This window comes from Kitasatospora sp. NEAU-69, assembly GCF_057158765.1.
In genome coordinates, this window is the sequence record NZ_JBWXUE010000007.1 from 245,564 (window position 1) to 268,070 (window position 22,507).

16 protein-coding genes are annotated in these 22,507 nt (G+C 72.0%); 6 read left to right on the forward strand and 10 right to left on the reverse strand.

The annotated features are described in order from the left end of the window. Positions 1-5: 5 nt before the first annotated feature. From AC060L_RS11175 to AC060L_RS11190, 4 genes are all read right to left on the reverse strand, one after another. On the reverse strand, positions 6-4,952 hold the full coding sequence (locus tag AC060L_RS11175) for an NAD-glutamate dehydrogenase (RefSeq protein ID WP_483798472.1): 4,947 nt from the start codon (positions 4,950-4,952) through the stop codon (positions 6-8). A gap of 286 nt (positions 4,953-5,238) precedes the next feature. Beyond that, positions 5,239-6,864 carry an L-glutamate gamma-semialdehyde dehydrogenase gene (pruA, locus tag AC060L_RS11180; protein ID WP_483798508.1) on the reverse strand — a complete coding sequence of 542 codons (1,626 nt, stop codon included), beginning with the start codon at positions 6,862-6,864 and terminating at the stop codon, positions 5,239-5,241. 145 nt (positions 6,865-7,009) lie between these two features. Continuing rightward, a complete protein-coding gene (locus AC060L_RS11185; RefSeq protein ID WP_483798473.1) occupies positions 7,010-7,666 on the reverse strand; it encodes an HAD family hydrolase in 657 nt (218 codons plus the stop codon). 147 nt (positions 7,667-7,813) lie between these two features. Beyond that, entirely contained in the window at positions 7,814-8,323 is a 510-nt protein-coding gene (locus AC060L_RS11190) for a DUF6912 family protein (RefSeq protein ID WP_483798474.1), read from the reverse strand. 43 nt (positions 8,324-8,366) lie between these two features. Here AC060L_RS11190 and AC060L_RS11195 point away from each other — a divergent pair, with 43 nt between their 5' ends. Both AC060L_RS11195 and AC060L_RS11200 read left to right on the forward strand, forming a co-directional pair. Further along, positions 8,367-8,519 carry a hypothetical protein gene (locus AC060L_RS11195; RefSeq protein ID WP_483798475.1) on the forward strand — a complete coding sequence of 51 codons (153 nt, stop codon included), beginning with the start codon at positions 8,367-8,369 and terminating at the stop codon, positions 8,517-8,519. A 157-nt stretch (positions 8,520-8,676) separates the two neighbouring features. After that, positions 8,677-9,228: an Rv3235 family protein gene (locus AC060L_RS11200; RefSeq protein ID WP_483798476.1), complete on the forward strand. Its 552-nt coding sequence runs from the start codon at positions 8,677-8,679 to the stop codon at positions 9,226-9,228. 131 nt (positions 9,229-9,359) lie between these two features. On the opposite strand, the gene secA is transcribed toward AC060L_RS11200, so the two are convergent. After that, the gene (secA, locus tag AC060L_RS11205; protein WP_483798477.1) at positions 9,360-12,128 is read right to left on the reverse strand and encodes a preprotein translocase subunit SecA; all 2,769 of its coding nucleotides are present in this window, start codon (positions 12,126-12,128) and stop codon (positions 9,360-9,362) included. A 232-nt stretch (positions 12,129-12,360) separates the two neighbouring features. Between secA and AC060L_RS11210 the strand changes: the two genes are divergently transcribed. The 3 genes from AC060L_RS11210 (at position 12,361) to AC060L_RS11220 (ending at position 14,808) form a co-directional block, all read left to right on the forward strand. After that, complete coding sequence (locus AC060L_RS11210; protein WP_483798478.1) at positions 12,361-12,957, forward strand: GNAT family N-acetyltransferase; 597 nt, start codon at positions 12,361-12,363, stop codon at positions 12,955-12,957. Next, the gene (locus AC060L_RS11215) at positions 12,954-13,544 is read left to right on the forward strand and encodes a GNAT family N-acetyltransferase (protein ID WP_483798479.1); all 591 of its coding nucleotides are present in this window, start codon (positions 12,954-12,956) and stop codon (positions 13,542-13,544) included. Before AC060L_RS11210 ends, AC060L_RS11215 begins: the two co-directional genes overlap by 4 nt. Before the next feature lie 70 nt (positions 13,545-13,614). After that, positions 13,615-14,808 (forward strand): winged helix-turn-helix domain-containing protein, encoded by a 1,194-nt coding sequence (locus AC060L_RS11220; RefSeq protein ID WP_483798480.1) that lies wholly within the window; start codon positions 13,615-13,617, stop codon positions 14,806-14,808. Between the two features lie 2 nt (positions 14,809-14,810). Here AC060L_RS11220 and AC060L_RS11225 read toward each other — a convergent pair whose 3' ends face one another. Then, entirely contained in the window at positions 14,811-15,539 is a 729-nt protein-coding gene (locus AC060L_RS11225; protein WP_483798481.1) for a response regulator, read from the reverse strand. Positions 15,540-15,747: 208 nt separating this feature from the next. Next, on the reverse strand, positions 15,748-16,440 hold the full coding sequence (gene hpf, locus AC060L_RS11230) for a ribosome hibernation-promoting factor, HPF/YfiA family (RefSeq protein WP_483798482.1): 693 nt from the start codon (positions 16,438-16,440) through the stop codon (positions 15,748-15,750). A gap of 361 nt (positions 16,441-16,801) precedes the next feature. Here hpf and AC060L_RS11235 point away from each other — a divergent pair, with 361 nt between their 5' ends. Then, a complete protein-coding gene (locus AC060L_RS11235) occupies positions 16,802-17,668 on the forward strand; it encodes a ComF family protein (RefSeq protein ID WP_483798483.1) in 867 nt (288 codons plus the stop codon). Here the strand turns inward: AC060L_RS11235 and AC060L_RS11240 are convergent. The 3 genes from AC060L_RS11240 to mtrA are packed head-to-tail and all read right to left on the reverse strand — an operon-like array spanning position 17,656 to position 22,472. After that, a complete protein-coding gene (locus AC060L_RS11240) occupies positions 17,656-19,644 on the reverse strand; it encodes an LpqB family beta-propeller domain-containing protein (protein ID WP_483798484.1) in 1,989 nt (662 codons plus the stop codon). The genes AC060L_RS11235 and AC060L_RS11240 overlap by 13 nt on opposite strands. Beyond that, a complete protein-coding gene (gene mtrB / locus AC060L_RS11245) occupies positions 19,622-21,793 on the reverse strand; it encodes an MtrAB system histidine kinase MtrB (RefSeq protein ID WP_483798485.1) in 2,172 nt (723 codons plus the stop codon). Before mtrB ends, AC060L_RS11240 begins: the two co-directional genes overlap by 23 nt. 1 nt (position 21,794) lies before the next feature. Next, positions 21,795-22,472, reverse strand: a complete 678-nt coding sequence (mtrA, locus tag AC060L_RS11250) for an MtrAB system response regulator MtrA (protein ID WP_483798486.1) — start codon at positions 22,470-22,472, stop codon at positions 21,795-21,797. Positions 22,473-22,507 lie beyond the last annotated feature (35 nt).

Genomic DNA, 22,507 nt, shown 5'->3' on the forward strand with positions numbered 1-22,507 from the left:
CGACGTCAGCGCATCGAACCCGTGCGCAGCAGCGTGCGGATCACCCGCATGGCGACCGACAGGCTGGACAGCTCGTAGATGTCCGAACCCCTTATGTCGTCGAGCGTGGTCTTGGCCCGGGTCAGCAGGGTGGCGTTCATCTCGGCCCAGGCCTGGTACCGCTCCTCGGCCGTGGCGCCCTCGGGACCGCAGGCCAGGATGTCCGCGGTGAGCACCGCGTGCGCCGCGAAGAGGTCCTCGCGGATCGAGGTGCGGGCCATCGAGGACCACCGGTCAACGCGCGGCAGCTCGATGATCCGGTCCAGCAGGTGGGTGATGCCGAGCCGGTCGCCCAGGTCGTAGTAGACGTCCGCGACCTCGGCGACGTCCTTGCCGGAGCGGTCCGCGACCTCGGTGATGTCCAGCGTCGGGAAGACCGAGGAGAGGCCGGAGATCCGGGTGGCCAGCGCCTCCGGCACGCCCGCGCCGGTCAGCTCGACGAAGATCTTGTCGAACCAGGCCGAGTCCTCGCCGCGCAGCGGCTTCGGCAGGGTGCTCCACACCTGGTCCACCCGCTGCTGGAAGAACGCGATGGTGTCCGCGATGTCCAGCGGCTGGCGGCGGTTGTTGAGCATCCAGCGGGTGGCCCGCTCGACGAGGCGGCGCGAGTGCAGGCGCATCCGGATCGCGGTCTCGGCCGGGATCCGGTTGTCCAGCTCCTCGACCTGGTCCCAGATGTGCTCCAGGCCGAAGACGGCGCGGGCCGCGGTGTGGGTCCGGGCGATCTCCTCGTACGTCGCCCCGGTCTCCTCCCGCAGGCGGAAGGCGAAGGTGCAACCACCGCGGTTGATCGTGTCGTTGACGATCAGCGTGGTGATGATCTCCCGGCGCAGCGCGTGGTTGTCCACCGCCTCGGCGAACTTCTCGCGCAGCTTGGTCGGGAAGTACTGGTGCAGCGTCTCGCGGAAGTACGGGTCGTCCGGCAGCCCGGTGGCGAGCAGCTCGTCGGCCAGCGTGATCTTCGTGTAGGCCAGCAGCACCGACAGCTCGGGCTGGGTGAGCCCGAAGCCGCTCTGCTGACGGTCCTTCAGCTGCTTCTCGCTGGGCAGGAACTCCAGCTGGCGGTCGAGCAGACCGTCGGCCTCCAGCCGGTTGATCATCCGCGAGTGCACGTTGACCATGCTGTGCGCCTGGGCCGCCGCGTTGGCCAGCACCACGTTCTGCGCGTAGTTGTTGCGCAGCACGAGCTTGCCGACCTCGTCGGTCATGTCGGCGAGCAGCGTGTTGCGCTGCTTGACCGTCATGTCGCCGTCGGCGACCACCTGGTTGAGCAGGATCTTGATGTTCACCTCGTGGTCCGAGGTGTCCACGCCGGCCGAGTTGTCGATCGCGTCGGTGTTGATCCAGCCGCCCTGCGCCGCCGGGCCGCCGACCTGCGCGTACTCGATCCGGCCCAGCTGGGTGCAGCCGAGGTTGCCGCCCTCGCCGATCACCCGGGCCCGGATCTGGGCGCCGTTGACCCGGATCGCGTCGTTGGCCTTGTCGCCGACGTCCGCGTTGGTCTCCCGCTCGGCCTTGACGTAGGTGCCGATGCCGCCGTTCCAGAACAGGTCCACCGGCGACTGCAGGATCGCCTTCATCAGCTCGGCCGGGGTGAGCTTGCTCTGCGTGAGGCCGAGCACCTCGCGGACCTGGGCCGAGAGCTGGATCGACTTCGCGGTGCGCGGGAAGACGCCGCCGCCCGCCGAGATCAGCGACTTGTCGTAGTCGTCCCAGGAGCTGCGCGGCAGGTCGAACAGCCGGCGCCGCTCGGCGTACGAGACGGCCGCGTCCGGGTTCGGGTCGAGGAAGATGTGCCGGTGGTCGAAGGCCGCGACCAGCCGGATGTGCTCGCTGAGCAGCATGCCGTTGCCGAAGACGTCACCGGACATGTCGCCGATGCCGACCACCGTGAAGTCCTCGGACTGGGTGTCCACACCCAGCTCGCGGAAGTTGCGCTTCACCGACTCCCAGGCGCCGCGGGCGGTGATGCCCATGCCCTTGTGGTCGTAGCCGGCCGAGCCGCCGGAGGCGAACGCGTCGCCGAGCCAGAAGCCGTACTCCTCGGCCACGCCGTTGGCGATGTCCGAGAAGGTCGCGGTCCCCTTGTCGGCGGCGACGACCAGGTAGGTGTCGTCCTCGTCGTGACGGACCACGTCGACCGGGTGGACGACCTGGCCGGCCTTGAGGTTGTCGGTGATGTCCAGCAGCGCCGAGATGAAGGTCTTGTACGAGGAGATGCCCTCGGCCAGCCAGGCGTCACGGTCCACCGACGGGTCCGGGAGCTGCTTGGCGACGAAGCCGCCCTTCGCGCCGACCGGCACGATCACGGTGTTCTTGACCATCTGGGCCTTGACCAGGCCGAGGATCTCGGTCCGGAAGTCCTCGCGCCGGTCGGACCAGCGCAGACCGCCGCGGGCGACCTTGCCGAAGCGCAGGTGCACGCCCTCGACCTGGGGCGAGTAGACCCAGATCTCGAACGCCGGGCGCGGGGCCGGCAGGTCGGGGATGGCGTGCGGGTCGAACTTCATCGACAGGTACGGGTGCCACTCACCGGCCGCCGTGCGCTGGAAGAAGTTGGTCCGCAGCGTCGCCTTGATCAGGTGCAGGAACGAGCGCAGGATGCGGTCCTCGTCCAGCGAGACGACCTCGTCCAACGCGCCGTCCAGCTCCTCCTGGATCGCCTCGCCGAGCTCGCCGGCGCCCAGCTGGTGGCTGGGGCTCAGGCGGGCCTCGAAGAGGTTCACCAGCAGGCGGGTGGTGTGCGCGTTGTTGCGGAGCGCGTCCTCCATGTAGTCCTGGGAGAACGTGCTGCCGGCCTGGCGCAGGTACTTCGCGTAGGCGCGCAGCACGACCGCCTGGCGCCAGTTGAGCCCGGCGGTCAGGATCAGGCCGTTGAAGCCGTCGTTCTCGGCGAGGCCGGTCCAGGTGGCCGCGAACGCCTCCTGGAAGCGCTCGCGGGCCTCGTCGGTCAGGCCGGTGGCCTCGCGCAGCTTCAGACCGAAGTCGTAGACCCAGGCGGTGGTGTTGTCCGAGCGGCGCAGCGCGTACGGGTGCTCGTCGAGCACCTCGACGCCCAGGCGCTGGAGCACCGGGAGCACCTCGGTCAGCGAGATCGGGCCGCCGACCCGGTAGATCTTGAAGCGGCGCTCGTCGTCGCCCGCGCCGACCGGCTGGTACAGGTTCAGGCGGAAGTCGCCCTCGCCGTGCAGCGCCTCGATCTGCTTGAGGTCGGCGACCGCGGTGCGCGCGGTGAAGTCGGCGCGGTAGCCGTCCGGGAACGCGTTGGCGTACTTGTGGCCGAGCTCGGCGGCCTTCTCCTCGCCCAGCTCGATGTGCAGCTGGTCGTTGAAGCCGTCCATCCAGAACCGGGCGGCCTCGGCCAGCTTGGCCTCGATCCGCTCGACCTCGGCCTCGGTCAGCTCGGCCAGCTCGCTGCCCGGCGCGACCCGGATCACGAAGTGCAGACGGGTCAGCACCGACTCGGTGGCGTACACCGTGTAGTCGATGGTCGCGCCGTTCAGCTCCTCCTTGAGGATGTCCATCAGGCGCAGCCGGATACGGGTGGTGTAGCGGTCGCGCGGCAGGTAGACCAGCGCGGAGAAGTAGCGGCCGTACTCGTCCTGGCGCAGGTACAGGCGCAGCTTGCGGCGCTCCTGCAGGTACAGCACGCTGGTCGAGATCTGCAGCAGCTCCTCGGCGGGAGTCTGGAAGATCTCGTCGCGCGGGAAGGTCTCCAGGATCTGCAGCAGGTCGCGGCCGTCGTGGCTCTCGGCGGAGAAGCCGGACTCGTTGACGACCTCCTGCACCTTGCGGCGCACGACCGGGATCCGGGTGACCGACTCGGTGTAGGCGGCCGAGGAGAAGAGGCCGAGGAAGCGGCGCTCGCCGATCACGTTGCCGGCGGCGTCGAACTTCTTCACGCCGACGTAGTCCAGGTAGGCCGGGCGGTGCACGGTGGACCGCGAGTTGGCCTTGGTCAGCACCAGCAGCTTCTTCTCGTGCGCCTTCGCCCGGACGGGGGCGGACAGGCGGCCGAAGGACTCGCTGACCGGGTGGTGGTCGGTGTCGTGGCTGAGCGGGTCGGAGCGCAGGATGCCCAGGCCGGTGCCGGCCACAGCGCGCAGCACCTCCTCGCCCTCGTGCTCGACCAGGTCGTACTCGCGGTAGCCGAGGAAGGTGAAGTGGTCGTCGGCCAGCCAGCGCATCAGCTCCCAGGCCTCGCCGACCTCCTGCTCGGGCAGGTGGACCGGCGGCTGCTCGGCGAGCTCGTCGGCCAGGCGGAGCGCGGAGGTGCGCATCTTCGCCCAGTCCTCGACGACCTCGCGGACGTCGCCCAGCACCCGGCGCAGGTCGGCCTCGATCGCCTGGAGGTCCTCGCGGTCCGTCTCGCGGTCGATCTCGACGTGCATCCACGACTCGATGGTCGCGTCGGCCGGCCACTCGGTACCGCTGGCCTGGCTGCGGGCGCAGGCGTCGATGTCGAGGATCTCCAGCAGCTTGCCGGTGATGTCGCGCCGGACCACCAGCTGCGGGTGGATCACCAGGTGGATCGCGCGGTTCTGCCGGGACAGCTCGTTGGTGACCGAGTCGACCAGGAACGGCATGTCGTCGGTGACCACCTCGACCACGGTGTGGCCGCTGGACCAGCCGTTCTCATCGACGGTCGGGGTGGAGACCCGGACCTCGGCGGTGCCCTGCGGGCGCTTGAGGCCCAGCCGGTAGTGGGAGGCCGCCGCGCCGTAGACGTCGACCGGGTCGCGGTCGACCAGGTCCTCGGGGGCGGTGTGGAGGTAGTAGTGGTGCAGGTACGCGGTCAGAGCACCGTTGCTCAGACCCTCCCCGGGCGCCGCTCCCCCTACCTGGCTGTGCTCGGCGGCTGCGGCCGCCTTGACGAGCAGTTCGGCCTTGGCCGCGTCCAGCTTGGTCTGCATGGCTGATTGGCTCCTGTCGCGCGCCGTTGCGTGACTCGGTGGTGTCCTGGTCTGCACCGCCGGGTCTGTCCGCAATCTTCCCGCACAATCCTGGTGAAAAGCGCTCAAGGCACGCATGAGCAGCCCTTCGCCTGGGTACGACAAGCTGTTCGGCCTGCGAGACCGTCCCGACGACGCCAGCCAGCCTAACGGGAGGAAACGAAGGTGTCAGGGGACAGGGAGGCGCAAACCCGCAGGAAGATCGTGGGTTCCTGGACACCATGTCCAATGGGCCGCCGACCTGCGGCTATGCCATGTGCGGATAGTGAACCCCGGTCGGCGGGACGAATGTCTCCTTGATCGAGCGGGTCGAGGTCCAGCGCAGCAGGTTCTGCGCGGCGCCCGCCTTGTCGTTGGTGCCCGAGGCCCGGCCGCCGCCGAACGGCTGCTGACCGACCACGGCGCCGGTCGGCTTGTCGTTGACGTAGAAGTTGCCGGCCGTGAAGCGCAGCGCCTCGACGGCCTGCGCGATGGCCTGCCGGTCCTGCGCGAAGACCGCGCCGGTCAGGCCGTACGGCGCGGCGGTGTCGACCAGGCGCAGCGCGTCCGCCCAGTCGCCGTCCTCGTAGAGGTGCACCGAGAGGATCGGGCCGAAGTACTCGGTGCTGAAGATCTCGCTGTCGGGGTCCGCGCCGACCAGCACGGTCGGGCGGACGAACCAGCCGATCGCGTCGTCGTACTGGCCGCCGGCCGCGAGCTCGACGCCCGGGTCCTGCCGGGCCCGGTCGATCACGGCGCGGCACTTGCGGTAGGCACGTCCGTCGATCAGCGCCCCCATGAAGTTGGACAGATCGGTGACATCACCGACCGTCAGCGCGTCCACCTCGGCGAGGAACTCGTCCCTGATCCGGTGCCAGAGACCGCGCGGCAGGTAGGCCCGGGAGAGCGCGGAGCACTTCTGGCCCTGGTACTCGAAGGCGCCGCGGACCAGCGCGGTGCGCAGGCTCTCCGGATCGGCCGAGGGGTGCGCGATCAGGAAGTCCTTGCCGCCGGTCTCACCGACGATCCGCGGGTAGGTGCGGTAGCCGGCGATGTTCGTGCCGATCGTCCGCCAGAGCTCCTGGAACGTCCGGGTGGAGCCGGTGAAGTGCAGGCCGGCCAGGTCCGGGTGGGCCAGCGCCACCTCGGAGACCGCTAGGCCGTCCCCGGTGACCAGGTTGATCACCCCCGGCGGCAGGCCGGCCGCCTCCAGCAGGCGGATCAGGAAGTGGGCGGCGAAGGTCTGGGTCGGCGCGGGCTTCCAGACCACCGTGTTGCCGAGCAGCGCGGGCGCGGTGGGCAGGTTGCCGGCGATCGCGGTGAAGTTGAACGGCGTGACGGCGTAGACGAAGCCCTCCAGCGGCCGGTGGTCCGCGCGGTTCCACACCCCGGGCGAGGACTCCGGTTGCTCGGCCAGCAGCTGCCGGGCGAAGTGCACGTTGAAGCGCCAGAAGTCGACCAGCTCGCAGGGGGCGTCGATCTCGGCCTGCTGGACGGTCTTGGACTGGCCGAGCATGGTGGCCGCGGCCAGCGTCTCCCGCCACGGGCCGGCCAGCAGTTCGGCGGCCCGCAGGAAGACCGCGGCGCGGTCGTCGAAGGAGAGCGCGCGCCAGTCGCGGCCGGCCGCCAGCGCGGCGTCCACCGCGAGTCCGGCGTCCTCCCTGGTGGCGTTGGTGAGCACACCGAGCCTGGCGGCGTGGTGGTGCGGCTGGACGACGTCGATCCGCTCGCCGGAGCCGAACCGCTGCTCGCCCCCGATGGTCATCGGCAGCGGCAGCTGTTCGGCCGTCAGCTCGTCCAGCCGGGCCAGCAGGCGTGCCCGCTCGGGGCTGCCCGGCCGGTACTCGTGCACCGGCTCGTTGACCGGCGCGGGCACCCTGGTCACGGCGTCGATCGGCATCGCGGCTCCGCTCATCGGTCCTGGTGATCAGACCCAGAGTGACCACGGACGAGCGGTGGCGGCGCCGCGACACACCGGCCGGCCGGTCAGCCGGTGCGGCCGGTGAGGCCCGTGATGCGTATGCGGCCGGTGATGCCGGTCAGCCGGCGATCCGGCGGGCCAGCTCGACCGCCTCGGCCAGTGTGTCCACCACCGGCACGCCGATCGGCTCCAGGTTCGCGCGGACGTGCGAGCCGCCGGTGTAGAGCACGGCGTGCGCACCGGCCTCCTTGGCGGCCAGCGCGTCGTCCGCGGCGTCACCGATGACGACCGTGCGGCCGGGCTCCACCTCGGGGGCCAGCTTGCCCAGGTGCCGGACCAGCGAGGCGGCCTTCTGCCCGTGCGACGGGCCGGTGCGGCCGTCCACCCGCAGGAAGTGCCGGCTGATGCCGAACGCGTCGACGATCGGCACCAGTCGCTCGTGCCCGTACATCGACAGCAGCGACTGGGTGCCGCCCTCGGCCGCCCAGGCCGCGAGCAGCTCGGGCGAGCCCTCGGTCAGGCCGCAGCCGCCGCTCAGCTCGGCGTAGGCCTCCTGGAAGGCGGCGTCCAGCTCCTCCCACTGCGCGCTGCTCGGCTGGTAGCCGAGCACCCGCTGGTAGAAGCGCGGGATCGGGATCGTGTAGAGCTCGCGATAGCGCTCCAGCGTCAGCGGCGGCGCGCCAATGGTCGCGAACGCGGCGTTGCTCGCGCCGACCACGGCTGCCATGTCGTGGAAGAGCGTCCCGTTCCAGTCCCAGACGATATGAGTTCGCACGCTGTGCACGGTAGTCGTTACCACTGACAAACGGGTGACCGGTGGCCGGACGGCAGGCGTCGGGCACGGGATCCGGGCGCCTGCGCTCCCGCAGGGGTTCGGGGGTTCAGAGGGGGGTGGGGGTGCGGCGGCGCGGGGGCGCGGGGCTCAGCCGATCAGGCCGGGGATCTCCTGGGTGGCGAACCAGAGCAGCTCGTGGTCCTCGGCGCCGTCCACGCTGAACTGCGCGTCGGCGTCCCCGGCGTCGGCCGCCGTGATGGCACCGACCGCGGCCGCCACGTCCTCGACGACCTCGTCCTCGGCGGCGTCGGCGTGCACCGCGGCGGCCTTGGCGAGCCTGACCGAACCGGCCAGCACGACCCGGCCGAGCGAGGCCTGGTCCTGGTACTCGTCGCCCTCGAACGGCTTGACCGAGGCGTCCGGCACGTCCAGCGCGACCACCACGCGGCGGCGCGGCGCGGTCTGGTCCGCGGCCAGCAGCCGCAGCGAGGACTGCGCGGCCCGGACCAGCGCGGCGTACTCCAGCTCCTCGATGTCGTCGCTGACGTACCACTCGCGCAGCGCGGGGGTCACCGCGTACGCCGCGGACTGCTCCAGCGCGCCGTCCGGGTGCGCCTGGGCCAGCGCGGCCAGGGTGGTGGGCACGTAGACACGCATCGGGGGCACGCTCCGCTTTCTGGGGCTGGGCATCTGGGACCGGGTGACCCCCACAGAATACGGCCCGACGATCACCCCGGCTGCGGCCGCGGTGTACCCCTTCGAGCGCATCGCCCGGTCACCGGGGAGCAAGGGGCGGGTCACGGCGGTCGGCGACCCCCAGGGCCTGTCGGGTGTCAAGCCGCCGTTGGAGTGACCCGGGGGCCGGGTGCGGTCACGCCCTTGAACCGAGCGGCAGCAGGCCGATAGCACTGGCACGACGCTTTGACCGCACACGCACGACCAGCCTCAGCCGACCCACTCGGTGGATCCACCTCAGACGGCCCGCCGCACGACACTCCGGGAGTACCGCCATGGCCGAGACCGCGCTCCGACCGCAGACCGTACTCCGACCGCACGCCACCGATTCCGCCGCGACGATCTGCGCCGCGCCGCCGGCCGTGCTCACGCTGGCGACGCACCGGCCGACCGGCCCGGCGCGGACGGCCCGCCCGCACGCCGCCCGGCACCGGCCGACCCCGCCCCGCGCACCCCGGCACCCGCGCGCCGCCTGTGCGCCGGCCGGCGACGACGAGCGGACCGTCCGCGCCGAGCTGGTCAACCGCTTCGCGCTGCACCTGGTCGAGGTGCTCAGCGGGCTGCGCCCGGTCGGGCAGCTGCTGCGCCACACCACCCACGACGGCTATCGCCAGCTGGCCCGGCTCGCCCAGGGCGGGCCGCTGCGGCCACGCGGCGGCGCCGCACGCCCGCGGCTCGGCCCGGTGCACGACTCGGCGCCGGCGCCGGAGTCGCTGGAGGTCTGCGTGCGGGTGGACACCGGCACCCGGCACCGGATGGTCGCGTTCCGGCTGGAGCGGCACCGGCTGAGCCGGCAGTGGCAGTGCGCCGCCGTGGAAGCGCGATGACCCCGCCCGCGGTGACCATGCCGACGACGGCCCCACCGACGACAGACGTGCCGGCGGGAGACATGCGGCAGGGCGCCGCCCGGTTTCCCGGACGGCGCCCTGCGGCTGGAACTGGACCCGGCGCCGGTGCGTCAGGCCTTGCGGCGGCGGCCCTTCGCCGACTTCGCGGCCTTGCGGCGCTCGGCGCGGGTCAGGCCGTCGCCCTCGTCACCCACCGCGTCGTCCTCGAAGTCGCCCTCGATCACGGTCTCGTCGCCGTCCACCGAGGGCGCCGTGTAGTGCAGGCGCTGGCGGACCGGGGCCTCCAGGCCCTTGGCCTTGATCGCCGGCTGGGCGGCGCGGGCCTCCTCCGCGGCGGCCTCGGCCTCGTCGGCGTCTGCCGGCAGCGGGACCTCCTCGACCTGCTGCTCGACCTGGACCTCCAGGTTGAACAGGTAGCCGACGGACTCCTCCTTGATGCCCTCCATCATGGCGCCGAACATGTCGAAGCCCTCGCGCTGGTACTCGATCAGCGGGTCGCGCTGGGCCATCGCCCGCAGGCCGATGCCCTCCTGGAGGTAGTCCATCTCGTAGAGGTGCTCGCGCCAGCGGCGGTCCAGCACCGACAGCACGACCCGGCGCTCCAGCTCGCGCATGACCTGCTCGCCGAGCTGGTCCTCGCGGGCGCCGTACTGGGCCTGGATGTCCTCCTGGACCACCTTGACCAGGAACTCGCTGGTCAGACCGGACGCGCCGCCGGCCTCCTCCTCCAGCGCCTCGAGCTCCAGGGTGATCGGGTACAGCTGCTTGAGCGCGGTCCAGAGCTTCTCGAGGTCCCAGTCGTCCTCGAAGCCCTCACCGGTCGCGGCGTTGACGTACGCCTCGACGGTGTCGTCCATGAAGTGGCCGACCTGCTCCTGCAGGTCCTCGCCCTCGAGCACCCGGCGGCGCTCGCCGTAGATGACCTCGCGCTGGCGGTTCAGCACCTCGTCGTACTTCAGGACGTTCTTGCGGATCTCGAAGTTCTGCTGCTCGACCTGGGTCTGCGCCGAGGCGATCGCGCGGGTGACCATCTTGGACTCGATCGGCACGTCCTCCGGGACGTTCGCCATCGACAGCACGCGCTCGACCATGCCCGCCTTGAACAGGCGCATCAGGTCGTCGCCGAGCGAGAGGTAGAAGCGGGACTCGCCCGGGTCGCCCTGACGGCCGGAGCGGCCGCGCAGCTGGTTGTCGATCCGGCGCGACTCGTGCCGCTCGGTGCCGAGCACGTACAGGCCGCCGAGGCCCTGCACCTCCTCCTGCTCCGTCTTGACCGAGGCCTTCGCCTTGTCCAGCGCGCTCGGGAACGCGTCCTCGTACTCCTCCGGCGTCTCCACCGAGGACAGGCCGCGCTGGGCCAGCTCGGCGGTGGCCAGGTGCTCGGGGTTGCCGCCGAGCATGATGTCGGTACCACGGCCGGCCATGTTGGTGGCGACCGTGACGGCGCCCTTGCGCCCGGCCTGCGCGATGACCTGGGCCTCGCGCTCGTGGTGCTTGGCGTTCAGCACCTCGTGCGGGATGCCGCGCTTGCGCAGCTCCTGCGAGAGGTACTCGGACTTCTCGACCGAGACGGTGCCGACCAGGACCGGCTGGCCCTTCTCGTGCTTCTCGGCGATGTCCTCGACCACGGCGGCGAACTTGGCCGGCTCCGACTTGTAGATCAGGTCGGGCTGGTCGATCCGCTTCGGGTCGCGGTTGGTCGGGATCGGGACGACGCCGAGCTTGTAGATCTGGTGGAACTCGGCCGCCTCCGTGGTGGCGGTACCGGTCATGCCGGAGAGCTTGTCGTACAGGCGGAAGAAGTTCTGCAGGGTGATGGTGGCCAGCGTCTGGTTCTCGTTCTGGACCTCCACCCCCTCCTTCGCCTCGATCGCCTGGTGCATGCCCTCGTTGTAGCGGCGTCCGGCCAGGATGCGGCCGGTGTGCTCGTCAACGATCATGACCTCGCCGTTCATCACGACGTAGTCCTTGTCCGCCTTGTAGAGCTCCTTCGCCTTGATGGCGTTGTTCAGGAACCCGACCAGCGGGGTGTTCACCGACTCGTAGAGGTTGTCGATGCCGAGGTAGTCCTCGACCCGGCCGACGCCCTCCTCCAGCACGCCGACGGTGCGCTTCTTCTCGTCGACCTCGTAGTCGCGGTCGATCTTGAGGCGCAGCACCAGCTTGGCGAAGTCGGCGTACCACTTGGTCGCCTGGTCGGCCGGGCCGGAGATGATCAGCGGGGTACGGGCCTCGTCGATCAGGATCGAGTCGACCTCGTCGACGACCGCGAAGTTGTGGCCGCGCTGCACCAGCTCGTCCTGCGACCAGGCCATGTTGTCGCGCAGGTAGTCGAAGCCGAACTCGTTGTTGGTGCCGTACGTGATGTCCATCGCGTACTGGCGCTTGCGCTCGGCGGGCGGCATGTTCGCCAGGATCACGCCGACCTCGAGACCGAGGAAGCGGTGCACCCGGCCCATCCACTCCGAGTCACGCTCGGCGAGGTAGTCGTTGGTCGTGATCAGGTGCACGCCCTTGCCGGTGAGCGCGTTGAGGTACGCGGGCAGCGTGCCGACCAGGGTCTTGCCCTCACCGGTGCGCATCTCGGCGACGTGGCCGAGGTGCAGCGCCGCGCCACCCATCAGCTGCACGTCGTAGTGGCGCTGGCCCAGCACGCGCTTGGCGGCCTCGCGGACGGTGGCGAACGCCTCGGGCAGGATGGCGTCGAGCGACTCGCCCTCGGCGAGGCGGGACTTGTACTCGTCGGTCAGCGCGCGCAGCTCGTCGTCCGTGAGGTTGACGAAGTCCTCTTCGATGGAGTTGACCTGGGCAGCAATCCGCTGCAGCTTGCGAAGGATCTTGCCCTCGCCGGCGCGCAGGATCTTGTCGAAGACGGACACTTGAGCGGGCTCCTCGCCTGGATGGGCACTGGACTGGCAACGACGTTCACAGCGGGATCCACCCCACCGCACGGGCCATCGTATGCGAGGAGGCCAATGCGCCGGGAGGTGCGTCAGCACGGCATTCCCGTGTCACCCCTGGGGGCGGATCCTCCGATACTCATCGGTATCAGAGCAAACCGGGCGCCGAAAGTCGCTTTCGCGCGAGGTGGGCGGCCGGGATACTCCCCCCATGACAGAACCGTTCCCGCATCCCGTGGCCCTGGAGACCGAGCGACTGGTGCTGCGCGCCCCGCTGCCCGAGGACATCGACGCGATCTACCAGGCCTGCCAGGACGAGGCGATCCAGCGCTGGACCGTGGTCCCGTCGCCGTACCGGCGCAGCGATGCCGAGTTCTACGTGGAGCGGCTGGCACCCGACGGCTGGCGCACCGGCAAGCAGCTGACCTGGTGCGTGCTGGAGAAGGAGACCGGCACCCTGGTCGGCACCCAGGGCCTCTCCGCCCGCGGCCCGGGCTCCGCCGAGGTCGGCTTCTGGGCCACCGCCGCCTCCCGCGGTCGCGGCTACACGGTCGAGGCGCTGCGCGAGGTCTGCCGCTGGGCCTTCGCCGAGCAGGAGCTGCGCCGTCTCGAATGGGTCGCGTACGTGGGCAACGAGCCCTCGCTCGCGGTGGCCCGCCGGGCCGGCTTCCAGTTGGAGGGCACACTGCGCTCCTACTCGCCGCAGCGCGGCGCCTACCTGGACGCCTGGATGGGCTCGCTGCTCGCCACCGACCTGCCGGACGCCACCGTGCCCGGCACCGCGGGCGCCGGCGCCGTCCGGTCATGACCACACCGCCCCCACTGCCCGCGCTGCCGCTGACGGAGTTGCACGGCGAGGACCTGCTGCTGCGCCCGTGGCCCGTGATCGGCAGCCGGCAGGACCTCGACGACCTGCGGATCGCCTTCAGCGACCCCGAGCAGTCGCGCTGGAACCCGGTCGGCTACCTCGAACCGCCGACCGACGAGCAGTTGCTGGCCTGGCTCGCCCGGAACCACGAGGGCCGCCAGGACGGTTCGCTGGCGAGCTGGGCGGTGCGCGACCCGCAGAGCGGGCAACTGCTCGGCTGTCTCGCGCTGCGCGAGATCAAGCGGCAGTTCGGCACCGCCATGGTCGGCTACTGGACCATGCCCGCGGCGCGCGGCCTGGGGGTGGCGACCAGGGCGCTGCGGCTGGCGAGCGGCTGGGCCTTCGGCGAACTCGGCCTGCACCGGGTGGAGCTGGCACACGCGGTGGGCCACGACGTGTCCTGCCGGATAGCCGAGCGCAACGGCTACCGGCTGGAGGGCGTGCTGCGCGAGGCGATGCCGAACACCTACGGCGAGCGCCAGGACATCCACCTGCACGCCCGGCTGGCCACCGATCCGCCGTCCTGAGCCCGGCACCGCCTGCCGGGCGACCGGCAGCCGGGCCGGCACTGTCGGTGCCACCGCCTACGCTGCCCGCATGACCGCAGCGCCGCCGCCCGTCCTGACCCTCAGCGCCGACCAGGCCCGCCGGATCGCCCTGCGCGCCCAGGGCCTGCTCGGTGCGCCCGAGCGGCGGGCCGGGGTGCGCGGCGTGCTGCGCCGGCTTGGTGCGGTGCAGTTGGACACCATCTCGGTCCTGGCCCGCTCGCACGAGCTCGTCCCCTACGCCCGGCTCGGCGGGGTCGGCCGCGGCACCGTCGAGCACGCGTACTGGGGCTCCGGGACCACCTTCGAGTACTGGTCGCACGCGGCCTGCATCCTGCCGGTCGAGGAGTGGCCGCTGTTCGCCTTCCGCCGCCGGGCCTACCGCGACCGCGGCCACCTGTGGGGCCAGCAGGCGAGCCCGGAGGCCTACCGCGGCGTGCTGGACCGGCTGCGCGCCGAGGGCCCGCTGACCAGCACCGAGCTCGGCGGTGCGAAGAAGACCGCCGAGTGGTGGGACTGGTCCGACACCAAGATCGCGGTGGAGCGGGCGCTCGCCTTCGGCGATGTGGTCTGCACCGAGCGGCGCAGCTGGAAGCGGGTCTACGCGCTGGCCGAACAGGCGATCCCCACCGAGTACTTCGGGCAGGACCCGACCGACCGGGAGTGCCTGACCCGGCTGGTCCGGCAGGCCGGCGAGGCGCTCGGTGTCGCCACCCGGGCCGACCTCGCGGACTACCACCGGCTGAAGGCCGACCAGCTCGGCTCGGTGCTGGCCGACAGCGGCCTGGTCCCGGTCGCGGTGGCCGGCTGGGACCCCGCCGACGGCACCCGGCCGGCGCCGGCCTGGGCCGATCCGGCGGCGCTGGAGAGCGAGCCGCGCGGGCGGCACCGCACCACACTGCTCTCGCCGTTCGACTCGCTGATCTGGGACCGGGCCCGCACCGAGCGGATCTTCGGCATGTCACACCGGCTGGAGGCCTACACCCCGCAACCCAAGCGGGTGCACGGCTACTTCGCGATGCCGCTGCTGGCCGGCGGCCGGCTGGTCGGCCGGGTGGACCCGGCCCGCGACGGCCGGACCCTGGTGGCCCGCCAGGTCTCGCTGGAGAGCCGCAAGCAACTGCCCGCGCTCGCGCAGGCGTTGCGCGAGGCCGCCGGGTGGGTGGGCTGCTCGGCGGTGCGGGTCGAGCGGCTGGCCGACGAATCGCTGCGGCCGGCCCTGCTGGCGCTGCTCGACCAGCCCTGACATCAGCCTATTTCGAGGATCTTCTCGCGCATCGCGTAGACCACGGCCTCCATCCGGGAGTGCAGCTGCAGCTTCTCCAGGATGTTCCGGACGTGGTTCTTCACGGTGTTCTCGCTGATGAACAGCTCCTTGGCGATCTCCCGGTTGTTCATCCCGGTGGCGACCAGCTTGAGCACCTCCAGCTCACGGTCGGTCAACCGCGGGGCAGGCACCAACTCCCGGTCGTCCGAACGCCGCTGGATCATCGACTTGAACTCGGTGAGCAGCTTGGCCGCCATCGACGGACTGATCTGCGACTGGCCGTCGGCGACCGCGCGGATCGCGGTGGCCACCTCGTCGGTGGAGATCTCCTTGAGCAGGTAGCCGGTGGCCCCCGCCTTGATCGCCTCGTAGAGGTCGGCCTCCTCGTCGCTTATCGTCAGCATGATGATCTTGGTGCTGGGCGCGACCTCCTTGATCGAGGTGCACGCCTCGATGCCGCTGCGACGCGGCATCCGGACATCCATCAGGATGATGTCCGGCAGCAGATCGGCGGCCTTGAGCACCGCCTCCGCGCCGTCCCCCGCCTCGCCGACCACCCGGATGTCGACCTCGTCGGCCAGCACGATCTCCAGCCCGCGCCGGAACAGCGCGTGATCGTCCACCACCAGGACGCGGATCGGCTCCCCCCCGCGCGGCGCGTACTCGGGCTCCGGGTTCTCGGCCCCACCCCCGTCGAACCGTTCCCCCATCCGCCCCTCCTCGCCGAATGCTGTGGGGCTCATCATTCCACGGCCGGTGCGACCCGGCCGACCTGCCGAGGGCGCCGTCCCCCGGACGGCCGCTCCGGACACAGGCCCGGCGGCCGGTTCGCGGCCGGCCGCCGGGGTCGTCTGCTGGATTTGTCCGCCGGGCTCGGCGCCCGGGAGTGCTACTGGCGGGTACCGCCAGGGGTGTGGGTCAGCGGGTGGCGGGCTCGTTGATCGCGCCGCCCGCGCCGCCGATCTCGTCCTCCGGCTCCAGGCCGTTGGGCTGCAGGTGGATGACGCCGTAGTCGTAGCCACGGCGGCGGTAGACCACGCTGGGCAGGCCGCTGTCCTTCTCCTGGAACAGGTAGAAGTCGTGCCCGACCAGCTCCATCGCGAACAGGGCCTGGGCGAGCGTCATCGGCGAGGCGGCGTGCGTCTTCTCGCGGACGACCAGCGGGCCCTCGCCCTCGACCTCCAGGGAGCCGATCTTCGTCTTGCGCACCTCCGGCGCTTCGAGCTCCTCCATGGTGGCCGTCCCCGGCAGTGACGCGATCCTCGCGGTCGCCTCGGCGACGCTGAGCGGCGTGCTGCGGACTCCGTGATGGATCCGGCGGCGGTCGGCCGACTTGCGCAGTTGGGCGTCGAGCTTGGCCGACGCCAGGTCGAGCGCGGCGTAGGGATCCGCGGCGGCCGCCTCGGCCCGGATCACCGGACCACGGGTGCGGACGGTGATCTCCACCCGGTCGGACCGGTCGGCCTGACGCGGGTTGTGTTCCTTGGACACCTCGACGTCGAGGCTGATCACCTTGCCGTCGAACTTCTGGACCTTCTCCAGCTTCTCGGCCACGTGCTCGCGGAACCTCTTGGGCAGCTCCGTCTTGCGGCCCTTGACGACGATGTCCACGCAGAACTCCGATCCCTCGTGCTGACGCCGGTCCGGACTACCGGACCGGGCTGTGAGACCCAGCCTGACCAGCCACTCTGCCGCCGGCCCGCCGCTTCGCCGGAGGGCGATGCGAGCTGGGCCCTCACCCACTACCTCCCCACCAGGGAGGCTCGAAACCCCTTGGAGCCTCATCAGACACCCCACACGGGCTTTTCGCCTCTCCAGCGGACCATAGGCGCCACGGGTGATGGCCGGACAGCTGTTCCCCCCTGTCTACCCTCAATCGAGTGAAGCGAGGGTAAATATCTGGACAACTCCGCCCAGACGGCCCACCCTGGGCCGCACTACGTAGGGTCACCGGTCCGTCGGAAGGTGTCGGATGAGCCCCCAGCCGAGCCACCAGCCGAGCCGCCGGACACGCTCCGAGACGCTCACACCGCCGCCCACGCCGCCGCCCGCACCGCCGAGCCCGGGCCGACTGCCCGAGCTGCTCACCGCGCCGCTGACCGGCCTGCTCGATCTGCTGCTGCCCGTCTCCTGCGCGGGCTGCGGCACGCCCGGCGGCCAGCTCTGCCCGCACTGCCGGACCCTGCTGGACGGGCTGCGCGGCCGACCCGCCGGCCCGCTCCCCACACCCCCGGGGCTGCCCCCGCTGCACGCCTGCGCCGATTACGCCGACCCGGTGCGCCGCCTGCTGCTCGCACACAAGGAGCGCGGCGCGCTGCGCCTGGCGGAGCCGCTCGGCGCCCTGCTCGCCACGGCCGTCGGCTCGGTCCTGGCGGAGGTCGACAGCCCGGCGGCGGCCGCGCCTGACGCGCGCGAACCACTGCTGCTGGTCCCGATGCCCTCGGCCCGCCGCGCGGTGCGCGCCCGTGGCCACGATCCGACGCTGCGGATGACCCGCGCCGCCGCCCGCGCGCTGCGCCGCGCCGGGCTGCCCTGCCAGGCCGCCCCGGTGCTCCGCCCGGCCCGGCGGGTGGCCGACCAGGCCGGCCTCGGCGCGGCCGAGCGGCAGCGCAACCTGCGCGGCGCGCTCCGGGTGGCGCCGCTCGCGCACGGCCGGCTGACCGGCCGTCGGATGGTCCTGGTGGACGACCTGGTGACCACCGGCGCCAGCCTGACCGAGGCCGCCCGCGCACTGAGCGCGGCCGGTGCCCGGCCGCTGGCCGCGGCGACCGTCGCCGCGACGGCCCGTCACAGGACCGCCCGGCCCGGTCAGCCCGGTCAGCCCGGTCAGCCCGGGTAGGCCGGCAGCACGCCCTCGCCGTAGGAGTGCCACTGCCGCTGCGCCAGACTGCCGATCAGCTCGTACACCGTGTGGCCGTCCTTGGCCGCGTCGGCGAGCACCGGGTCGGTGCTCAGCTCCGAGGCGGCCACCACGGTCATCCCGTCCACCGCCTGCGGCGCACTGTCCACGCCGGCCGAGCCGTCGGTGCGCAGGTAGTGCAACTGCGGCACGGTGTCGCTCTCCTGACCGAGCACCAGCAGCAGGTCCGGGCTCGCCCAGGAGACCGAGGTGACGTCGGAGAGCTGCGGCGCGATCAGTCGCACCCCGGTGATCGCGGCGGTCGGCGTGTTCGTGGTGCCCGGCGCCACCCCGCGCACCACCAGGCCGACGGCCAGGCTGGTCGACTGCCCGCCCGAGCCCTTCAGCAGCAGCGCGACCCGGGTGCCGTCCGAGGAGATCCGCAGCGCGTCCACGGTGTAGCCGCTCGGGACGTCCGTGCTGACGGTGATCGGCTTCTGCCCGCGGACCAGCAGCACCTTCGGCGCGGCCGGATTCCGGTCCACCGCCCACAGACCGCCGTAGCCGTCCCAGCTCGGCGAGGTCAGGCCGTTCGTGACCAGGCTGGTGAGCACCGGCGCGCCGAGCGCGTCCCCGTCGCCGAGACCGGCCACGAAGAGCGAGCGGCCGTCCTCGCTGACGATCGCGGCGGCCTTGCCGTCCCGCTTGACCGCGAACTGGCCGGTCACCTCCTTGCCCTGCGGCGCCAGCTGCGCCGCCAGCGGCGCCTTGCCGAGCACGCCCGGCACCGGGGTGCCCGGTGTGTCCGTGCCGGAGAGCTGCACCAGCTGGCCGGTGTCCGCGCGCCGCGCGTACGGCCTGGCGCCGCCGCCCGCCAGGCTGCCCGGCGCGTACGGCGAGGCCTCGGCCTGCGTCCGGGTCAGGTCGCAGGCGCCGTGCTTCGCGAGCAGGGTGACCTTGTCGATCGACTCGGCCCCGCTCTGGCTGATCAGCGTGAAGTAGATCTGCGCGGCCATCTGCTGACACTGCGTCTGGCTGGCCAGGAAGTCGACGCCGTCCACCTGCACCTTGGGGTTGCGCGGGTCGTCGGAGTTCACCCCGGCCACCCGTGCGCCGAGGAAGGCCGTCCGCACCGCAGGGGCCAGCCATCTGGGCGGGGCCTCGGCCACGGCGGCCACCGCGGCGGCCACCGGGTCCACCCGGCGGCGCAGGTAGACCGGGTCCGGCACCAGCACCGGCTGGTCCAGGCCGCCGGCGGCCGGGTCGGCAGCCGTCAGGAAGTAGCGGTCGGCCTGCTGGTACGTGTTGCGGAAGTTGGTCTGGTTCACGATCAGACCGTCCGGCAGGCTGGATATCCGCCACTGCGCGTGCGCCGCGGCGTCCTTGTCGTCCTTGATCGGCTTGGCGACGTTGACCAGCGTGAACGTGGTCGAGAAGTTGGTGCCCGGGGCCGCCGCCGTGTAGCTCTGCTCGCTGTCCAGCGAGCCGACCTCCGGCGCCCGGAAGGCTATCGTCGCGTCCTGCGGATCACTGTCGGTGGCCGGGTCGTTGGGCATGCTGTCGCTCAGCACGACGAGCCCGGCCCCGGGATCCCAGGTCTTGCTGGCAGCGGCCGTCAGGTACTTCTTCGCCGCGTCGTAGTGCGGGTCGTCGGCGATCGACGCGTCCAGGAAGCTCTGCAGCACCTCCACCGGGCCCTGGCCGTCGCGCGGCGGCATCGGGATCGCGCGGACCTGCACGCCCTTGTCGGCGCTCGCGCCGGGCAGCGGCTCCACCCGCTCGGGGGGACCGCTGTCCGGCATCGTCGCGCAGCCCGCGGCGAGCAGCGCGGTCAGCAGGGCCCAGGTCGTCCCCGCCCACCGCCGTCCGCCCCTGCTGCGCCCACGCCCACTGCCGCTGCCGTTCCCCTGCCGCTGCCCGTGCCCGTGCCCGGCGGGGCCGGACGGGTGCTCGCTAGTCCTGCCGGTGCTCCCCACCCTGCGACCCCTCCGCTTGCGTACCGTCGCGTTCCGTATCGCGGCCGCCGCCCCCGGCACCGCCGGGCCGGCTGCCGTCGTGGCCGCCGGGCCGGGATCCGCCACCGCGGGCCGCGCCACCGGCTGCGGCATGCGGGTGCGACCGGTCCACCACCACGTGCGCGCCGCCGGCGCCGTACCCCGAGCCGACCGTCCGGACGTCCGACGGATCGGCCGCCGGTGGCGCCGGGAGCCGCTTGGCCCCGAGGCCGGGACCGATGCCGAGCACGCCGCCCAGTCCGGGCCCGAGTCCGCCCCCGGCGCCGCCGGGGGTCTCCGGGATCACCGCGGTCGGCTCACCGCTCGCCGTCAGCGCGGTCGCACCGGCGGGCAGCGCCCGCTGGTACGGCGTGCCCTGGGCCCGCAGACCCCGGTTGTGCCGGGAGTCCTCGGGCTCCAGCCGGAACGGTGCCCGGCCTATCTCGCCGCCACGGGTGCGCGGCAGCGTGAGCCGGAAGTGCGAGCCGCCGCCTGGCTCGCCCCAGGCCTGGAGCCAGCCGCCGTGCAGATGCGCATCCTCGACCGCGATCGACAGCCCGAGACCGGTGCCGCCGGTGGTCCGCACCCGGGACGGGTCGGCCCGCCAGAACCGGTGGAAGACCCGCGAGGCCTCGCCGGGCTTGAGCCCGATGCCGTAGTCGCGCACGCCGACGGCGACCGCGCCGCCGGCCGAGCCGAGCTGGATCACCACGTCCCGGCCCTCGCCGTGTTCGAGCGCGTTGACCACCAGGTTGCGCAGGATCCGCTCGATCCGGCGCGGGTCCACCTCGGCGACCACCGGCTCGTCGGCGTTGCGCAGCACGACCGCGCTGCCCTTGAGCCTGGCCAGCGGGTCGGCCGCCTCCACCACCCGGTGCACGATGTCGCGCAGGTCCACCGGCTCGGCGTCCAGGATCGCCGCCCCGGCGTCGAAGCGGCTGATCTCCAGAAGATCGGCGAGCAGCGATTCGAAGCGGTCCAGCTGGCCCTGCAGCAGCTCGGCCGAGCGGGCCGCCATCGGGTCCAGGTCCTCGCGGCTGTCGTAGATCAGGTCGGCGGCCATCCGGACCGTGGTCAGCGGCGTGCGCAGCTCGTGCGAGACGTCGGAGACGAACCGCCGCTGCACCCGGGAGAGCTCCTCCAGCTGGCGGATCTGCGTCTGCAGCGCTCCCGCCATCCGATTGAAGGAGTGGCCGAGCCGGGCGATGTCGTCCGTCCCGGTGACCTTCATCCGCTCTTCGAGGTGGCCGTCGGCGAGCCGCTCGGCGATGCCGGCGGCCATCCGCACCGGGGTCACCACCTGGCGCACCACGAGCCAGGCAGTGCAGCCGACCAGCACCACGATGAAGCCGCCGGCCGTGGCCACCGTGCCGGTGACCAGGCTCAGCGTGTTCGCCTCCTGGGCGAACGAGAACGCGAAGTAGAGCTGGTACTTGGTGTCGCCCGGGCCGTTCAGCTGCTTGCCGATGACCAGGCCGGGCTCGGCCGTCTTCGGCCCGCCGGGGACGCCGGTGTAGATCGTCGTGGTCTGGTCGTGCGGGACGGTCGGGTCGAGCGCCACGTCGTTGCGCAGCTGCTGCGAGATGCTGTCCAGGCTCACGTCGCCGCTCACCCGGGCCAGCCGCAGTCCGGTGCTGCTGGCCGTGGTGTTCTGGTCGGCGGACGGGACCATGCCGACCACCGAGTACGCGCCCTGGCCGCCGCTGGCCAGGCTGCTCACCTGGTCGGTCAGCCAGCTGCTGGTCTCGGTCGAGCTCGGGTCGCCGGTGCCGCCGGCGCCACCGCTGCCGCCGGCCTTGGCCCGCTGGTCGAGCAGATCGCTCTGCTGCTGCGCGGTGCTGAAACCGCCGGCGGCCTGGTTCTCGGCGGCACGCTTCTTGGTGTCCAGCAGACCGTGCTGGACCTGCGCCATGACGACGATGCCGAGCACCACGACCAGGCTGACGGAGAGCAGCATGGTGGCCGCGACCACCCGCAGCTGGATCGACTGGCGGTAGATCGCCGCGGTGCGCTGGAACGGACGGCGCAGCTGGCGGCCGAGCGCCCCGCCGAGGAGACCCCGGCGGACGCTCCCGCTGTGCTCCTCCCCGGCCAACGGGCCGGCCGGGGAGGGGTGAACCTGGTACGCCACGTCAGCTGGGCCCGGCCTTGTAGCCGACACCGCGGACGGTGACCACGATCTCCGGGCGCTCCGGGTCCTTCTCGATCTTCGAGCGCAGACGCTGCACGTGCACGTTCACCAGACGGGTGTCGGCGGCGTGCCGGTAGCCCCAGACCTGCTCCAGCAGCACCTCGCGGGTGAACACCTGCCAGGGCTTGCGGGCCAGCGCGACCAGCAGGTCGAACTCCAGCGGCGTCAGCGGGATGCCCCGGCCGTCGCGCTTGACCGAGTGGCCGGCCACGTCGATCACCAGATCGCCGATCGCGAGCTGCTCGGGCGTCGGCTCCTCGGCCCGGCGCAGGCGGGCCCGGATCCGGGCCACCAGCTCCTTCGGCTTGAAGGGCTTCACCACGTAGTCGTCGGCGCCGGACTCCAGGCCGACCACGATGTCGACCGTGTCGGTCTTCGCGGTGAGCATGACGATCGGCACCCCGGACTCGGCCCTGATCTGCCGGGCGACGTCGATGCCGTCGCGTCCGGGCAGCATCAGGTCGAGCAGGACCAGATCCGGCTTGGTCTCGCGGAACGCGGCCAGCGCTTTGTCCCCGTCCGCGACGAAATACGGCTCAAAACCCTCACCACGCAGCACGATGCCGAGCATTTCGGCGAGTGCTGTGTCGTCATCTACGACGAGGACGCGACCTTTCATGCGCCCATCCTCTCATTACCGGTTTGTGACCTGCC

Excerpts from the sequence above, each read along its gene's own strand:
- AC060L_RS11175 (WP_483798472.1), bottom strand. The coding sequence starts at position 4,952 with ATGCAGACCAAGCTGGACGCGGCCAAGGCCGAACTGCTCGTCAAGGCG.
- AC060L_RS11190 (WP_483798474.1), bottom strand. The coding sequence starts at position 8,323 with ATGCGTGTCTACGTGCCCACCACCCTGGCCGCGCTGGCCCAGGCGCAC.
- AC060L_RS11200 (WP_483798476.1), top strand. The coding sequence starts at position 8,677 with ATGGCCGAGACCGCGCTCCGACCGCAGACCGTACTCCGACCGCACGCC.
- AC060L_RS11210 (WP_483798478.1), top strand. The coding sequence starts at position 12,361 with ATGACAGAACCGTTCCCGCATCCCGTGGCCCTGGAGACCGAGCGACTG.
- AC060L_RS11215 (WP_483798479.1), top strand. The coding sequence starts at position 12,954 with ATGACCACACCGCCCCCACTGCCCGCGCTGCCGCTGACGGAGTTGCAC.
- AC060L_RS11220 (WP_483798480.1), top strand. The coding sequence starts at position 13,615 with ATGACCGCAGCGCCGCCGCCCGTCCTGACCCTCAGCGCCGACCAGGCC.
- AC060L_RS11225 (WP_483798481.1), bottom strand. The coding sequence starts at position 15,539 with ATGGGGGAACGGTTCGACGGGGGTGGGGCCGAGAACCCGGAGCCCGAG.
- AC060L_RS11235 (WP_483798483.1), top strand. The coding sequence starts at position 16,802 with ATGAGCCCCCAGCCGAGCCACCAGCCGAGCCGCCGGACACGCTCCGAG.
- mtrA (WP_483798486.1), bottom strand. The coding sequence starts at position 22,472 with ATGAAAGGTCGCGTCCTCGTCGTAGATGACGACACAGCACTCGCCGAA.